Annotated in this window: 3 protein-coding genes and 1 pseudogene; 2 read left to right on the forward strand and 2 right to left on the reverse strand. The window is 37.4% G+C overall.

What is annotated here, in order from left to right; translation table 11 throughout:
• Window positions 1-382: 382 nt before the first annotated feature.
• Together Q0017_RS13325 and Q0017_RS13330 are read right to left on the reverse strand one after the other, a co-directional pair.
• Window positions 383-1030 (reverse strand): annotated as a pseudogene (locus Q0017_RS13325) (DUF262 domain-containing protein); the annotation flags it as partial.
• A 128-nt stretch (window positions 1031-1158) separates the two neighbouring features.
• Window positions 1159-2031 carry an ATP-binding protein gene (locus Q0017_RS13330; protein WP_298147796.1) on the reverse strand — a complete coding sequence of 291 codons (873 nt, stop codon included), beginning with the start codon at window positions 2029-2031 and terminating at the stop codon, window positions 1159-1161.
• 130 nt (window positions 2032-2161) lie between these two features.
• On the opposite strand from Q0017_RS13330, the gene Q0017_RS13335 reads away from it, so the two are divergent.
• Window positions 2162-3676: a DUF3336 domain-containing protein gene (locus Q0017_RS13335; protein WP_298147799.1), complete on the forward strand. Its 1515-nt coding sequence runs from the start codon at window positions 2162-2164 to the stop codon at window positions 3674-3676.
• A 1-nt stretch (window position 3677) separates the two neighbouring features.
• On the forward strand, window positions 3678-4442 hold the full coding sequence (locus Q0017_RS13340) for a hypothetical protein (RefSeq protein WP_298147802.1): 765 nt from the start codon (window positions 3678-3680) through the stop codon (window positions 4440-4442).
• Window positions 4443-4601: the final 159 nt, after the last annotated feature.

The following is a 4601-nucleotide window of genomic DNA, read 5'->3' on the forward strand; positions in this document are numbered from 1 at the left end:
ACCATTAGAGAAATTTGCTCAGCTTGTTGATTATCATAAGGCTTTTGAAACTGTCGCACCTCATGTTTGAATTCGCCTCTATATCTTGTTCATTTTGAGGATTTATAAGTTTATTATAATGTCTTACTAGGCTTTTTAATGTCTGTAAAGTTTCTTTAGTTTTTTCAAAACTGGTAGTAGGATAATTTAACTTAAACTCATTATACACTTTATCTTTTTTAGGAATATTATTCGTTTCTAATGTTAAAAAATCTCTAATAAAATCAGAAACTAAACTTTGGTTGGTTGTCTCATTTTTCGCTAATTGTTCAATTATTTCCCAATAATTCTCATAAATATTTTTTTGATCTTCGTGGTTTAAGCCCATTAGAATATAGTTTCTAATTAGGTCTGCCTGTGTAAGTTCTAAGCCTGTAGAGTTTAAGCTTTCAAAAATTCTTTGGGGATCATCTTTCTCTCGATCTAGAGAGACTTCCACAAACATTAACTTAGATAACCCATCTCGAACAGCTTTCAAGTTATCAGAGGTAATTTTTTTCTTAAAAAAATTGAAATTTTCAATGATTTTTGAAAAGTTTTTGTAGTCTTCAGTTTTGTCAGCTCTTAATAAAAATTTTAAAGCATCTAAATTATTGTCAGTAGTTCTGAGTTTTATTTTTTCATCACCCGAAGCAAATTTATTAATAAGATAAGTTTCATTTATTTCACTTTTTAATTCTTCATCATCACTTTCTATAGCAAAATGCAAAATTGCTAGGTAGACCAAAGTTAAAGTGGTTAATCTTTGCTGACCATCAATAATATTTAATTCTTTTATCTTGGATGATGTATATACATCATCATGAACATAAACAATACTTCCTATAAAATGTGCATTAATTTTATCATTTTCTCCAGTTTCAATAATATCATTAAAAAGTTGCAAGCACTCAGAAGTATTCCAAGCATAGTTCCTTTGATATACAGGAATTACAAATTGAGTCTTATTGGAGGATAAAAAGTCTTCTATCTTGGTTTCGCTAGCTTTCATGCTTAATCATATTTAATTTGTGGAAAACTATCTTATTTAAAAAATTATTTTTTATCAAATGCTGAATTTTATTTAAAATGAGAGTTAAGTTCACCTTTATTTTAGGTGAACTTAATGTAGCATATATTTTAAATATTTTTCAAATGCTGCGAACCAATCCAATGTTTAGAAAATTGATAAGCCGAACGCCCCGAACGTTGCCCACGACTTTGACACCAACGTAAGGCCTCAGCGCGCGCTTCAGTGGTTAAGTGCATCTTGGCTTGTACTAAATAGTGATCCACAATTTCTAAATATAAGTTTTGATCCATTGGATAAAATGACAACCACAAACCAAAACGATCAGAAAGAGAAATTTTCTCTTCAATGGCTTCTTGCGGGTGTAATTCGGTATGTTGTGGTACATCCGCTTTGAGCACTGGCGTATTTTCATGCATAAATTCGGGCAGTAAATGACGACGGTTACTGGTGGCATAGATTAAAAAATTACTTGAACCCGATTGTAAAGAACCATCTAACACACTTTTCAAACTACGATAATTTTCATCTTCTGCGTTAAAAGCCAAATCATCACAATAAACAATAAATTTTTCAGGACGATCTTGGATTAGTTGTTGAATCTTAGGTAAATCACGTAAATCATCACGTTCAATTTCAATTAAGCGTAAGCCTTGTGCGCTATATTCATTGAGTAAGGCGCGTACAATTGAAGACTTTCCTGTGCCGCGTGAACCAGTGAGTAACACGTCATTGGCAGGTAAGCCTTGTAAAAATTGTAAGGTATTTTGTACAACCTTTTGCTTTTGACGTTCAATACCTTTTAAATCATCAAGTGTCATTTGGCGCGGACTACAAATACTGTGTAACTCGCCTTGTTGCCATTTAAAGGCAATACTTGAAAAATCAGGTGCTTGCTTTAAGGGTGGTAAGCTATGCTGTAACTGTTGTAACACTTGATTTAAACTTTGTAGGACAGAATCAGAAAGTTGAATGCTTGGCATAATTGTAAAGTAAAGGTGGTTTAAATATAGGAAAAAACTCTATACCAACTTGGCTAAATTTGCTAATACAATTCATCAGTCATGATCATGCAGTACACACAACGCCTAAGGGCGTACTAAAGGAGTGTCTATGTTGTTTCAAGGGTTTATACAGCGGGGTCAATCGCATCAAGTGTATCGGATTAAACAGCTGAAACAGCAACTTGAGCATGCACAAAGTTATGAAGAATGGAAAGCTTTAGCGTTAAGAATAGATGAAGCCTCTGGCGCACAAGAATGGAAGTACGATAACTGTTCGCCGTATTTTGATGCTGAAGTCATTGCTTATCGCTTAACGATGCTTAAACGTTACCGTAACAGTGGGCGTTGTCGTGACTTAATATATATTTTAAGAGAAGGTCTGACTTACGACATTGCCAATATCGCACACCCTTTGTTGTTTAGTGCCACTTATGTGGGAACCAAACGCATTATTGAAGATTATATTGAAGAGGTCAGTCAAAGTTTGGCCTTTATTGCGTCTGATGCGTGTACTGAATTACAGCATCAAGAAAAAATAGAATTCTTCCAACATGCACAGCAAGCCTATGGTCAGCCTGCATTAATGTTCTCTGGTGGTTCAACTTTAGGTTTGTTTCATACAGGGGTGTGTAAAGCTTTGCTTGAGCAAGATTTATTGCCTAAAGTTTTATCAGGTTCTAGTGCTGGTGCGATAGTCACCTCGATGATTGGCTTAACCAAACCCTCAGAAATTTTAAATTTACTCAGTGGGGAAAACCTGATGAGTGAAGCTTTTAAATTTCGTAAACTTAGCCAAATTTTGCGCGGTAGTGGTGGTATGGCCGATGTAAAACATTTAAAGAAATTTTTAATTAGCAATATGGGCGATGTGACTTTTGCTGAGGCGCATAAGGCTTCAGGCTTACATATTAACGTGGCCGTCGCGCCCTATGATGCCTCACAAGACGCACGAATTATGAATAATCTGACGTCACCTGACTTATTGGTATGGAGTGCGGTGTTGGCATCGTGTGCAGTACCGATTTTATTTCCGCCAGTTAAACTCACTAGTAAACGTTATGATGGACAGCAAACGCCGTATATGGCCACCACGCGTTGGGTCGATGGGAGTGTGCGCAGTGATTTCCCGCAAGAGAAAATGGCACGCCTATATAACATCAATTACACCATTGCCAGTCAAACCAATCCGCATGTAGTGCCTTTTATGCAAAGTGACGCCGAGCGTTATCGTAAAGATATTATCAGTTGGCCTGAGCGCATTATTCGTCGCCAAGGCAAAGTCTTTACGCGCGGTGTACTTGATTTTACCCGTGAACGGGTCGGGAGTGTGCCGGCGGTGCGCCGTGTGCTTGATCATGGTTATGGGGTGTTGGATCAACGTTACTATGGTGATCTGAATATTTTTGGCAATTACAGCTTGCGTCATTATTATTATTTAATGCAAAACCCACGCCCGCACTTGTTTAAATTATTGCAACGCGAAGGGGAGCGTGCCACTTGGCCTAAAATCTCTGCGATTGAAACCCATGCGCGTGTTGGGAAAACCATTCAACATTGTTTAGAGCTACTTACTTTTCAGGATAATCCGCAGCAACATGCAGGTCGTGAATATATTGCCGTTTGAAGTGAATCAATTAATAGACATGACCAAGGCTAAAAGCCATGCCTATGGACGTCGTTTATATCGGTTCAAGCAGCATGACAATCATTATTGGCTCAAAATACAATTGCGTGACACGCATATGCAGTTTGAACACAGCTATTGCCAAGAATTAAAGTTTTATCAACACATGCAAAATGTCGCATATCTATTGCCCTGTCAGCAGCTTGATGTATCGCATTGTGCTGAATTTAAGGCAAGTTATACAGCCTTGATCTTACCGCATGCCACGCCTTGGCTAAGTATTGCAACACAACTGAGCATTAAGCAGATTGCTAAAAAAATCTTAGCCATGCTGCTGTCAATTGAACACTTTTATCATTTAGGTTATTTACATGCCGATTTAAAACATGAGCATTTTGTCATGTGGCAAGGTCAATTAAAATTGCTTGATTTTGAACAGGTACAACCCATTCAAAACGCGCCTGCGCAACTCACCGCAACACCGCGTTATATGGCACCTGAACTGTTTCATGGGCAACCCAAAACCTTATACACTGAATTATATGCTTTAGGCATCATTTTATATGAATGGTTGGCAGGGCAGCGGCTCACAGCCAAAAGCTATTTAGATTGGGCATATTTACATTGTCAGCAATTAGAATTAGAGCTTAATGCGCCTTATGCTGTGTTTTTACCTGTGCTTAAAGCTTTAACCCATAAGCAAACAACAGCCCGTGAACAGGATTATGGGATGCTTAAACAGCATTTACAGCGAATAATTGACTAAAAGCATCCTATTTTGTTTTATATTTAAGCAATCAAATAATTTTTTGAAAAAAATACTTGTCAGTCAAAACTGATCTGTATAGTATACACAGCCATTGGGGACGTGGCGAAATTGGTAGACGCACTGGATTTAGGTTCCAGCGCCGCGAGGTGTGAGAGT

Source organism: uncultured Acinetobacter sp., assembly GCF_947624825.1.
GTDB lineage: Bacteria > Pseudomonadota > Gammaproteobacteria > Pseudomonadales > Moraxellaceae > Acinetobacter.

What these genes read in the sequence shown, in the direction of transcription:
- Q0017_RS13335 (WP_298147799.1), top strand. Translation starts at nt 2,162, where the DNA reads ATGTTGTTTCAAGGGTTTATACAGCGGGGTCAATCGCATCAAGTGTAT.
- Q0017_RS13330 (WP_298147796.1), bottom strand. Translation starts at nt 2,031, where the DNA reads ATGCCAAGCATTCAACTTTCTGATTCTGTCCTACAAAGTTTAAATCAA.